General features: G+C 73.0%; 1 protein-coding gene. It reads right to left on the bottom strand.

Annotation, left to right across the window (positions count from 1 at the left end; genetic code table 11):
- On the bottom strand, positions 1-705 hold a 705-nt coding region (locus CCN42_RS38720), incomplete at both ends, for a D-arabinono-1,4-lactone oxidase (RefSeq protein ID WP_281259570.1).

Below are 705 nucleotides of genomic sequence, written 5' to 3'. Positions count from 1 at the left end.
CGGGTCCAGCTCCCGGGCCAGCGCGGCGAAGTCACCGAGCCGCGGATACCGCTCCCGCAGCGCCTGAGGCCGCACCGTGAAGACCTTGCCCCAGTGCGGTCGCGCCCCGAAGCCGTCCAGTGCCCGCTCCAGCCGGCGTATCACCGGCAGCACGGCCGCGGTGTCCGGGATCCAGGTGAAGTGCAGGGCCACCGAGTCCCGGCCGTGGGCGGGGCTCAGCCACTGGTCGTCGGCGGCGACGGTGCGGATCTCGCAGGTCTGCAGCATGGGGGCGATCACATCCCGGATCCCGTCGACAGCATCCAACGCGTCGACCGCCGCCCCCAGCGGCAGCAGATACTCCGACTGCAACTCCGCCCCGCTGCTCGGCATGAACTCCGCCCGGAAGTGCGGCAGCCGCTCGTGCCACGGCCCCGGCACCCCGAACTGCCCGGTGCAGTTCACGGCCGGCATCCCCGGCACCGGGTGCATCGCCTCCGGTGCGGGCGCGGCCCGGTCGAACCCGGCGTACGGCTGGTCGGTGCGCCGCTTCACCCACACCTGCCGGAAGCCGGGCGCACCCCAGTCGGTGAACAGGCTGACGCTGTACGCCGCCCCCATCACCGCCTCGAACCCCGCCCGGTCCAGGCCGGCCTGCGGCAGTTCGGTGAACACGTACTGCTCCACCTCGAAGGCCGGCTCGAGATCGAGGGTGAGGGCGGTGAC

Origin of the sequence: Streptomyces glaucescens (assembly GCF_002154375.1) — a bacterium.
Lineage (GTDB): Bacteria > Actinomycetota > Actinomycetes > Streptomycetales > Streptomycetaceae > Streptomyces > Streptomyces glaucescens.
This window is presented reverse-complemented; position numbering and strand designations above follow the sequence as displayed.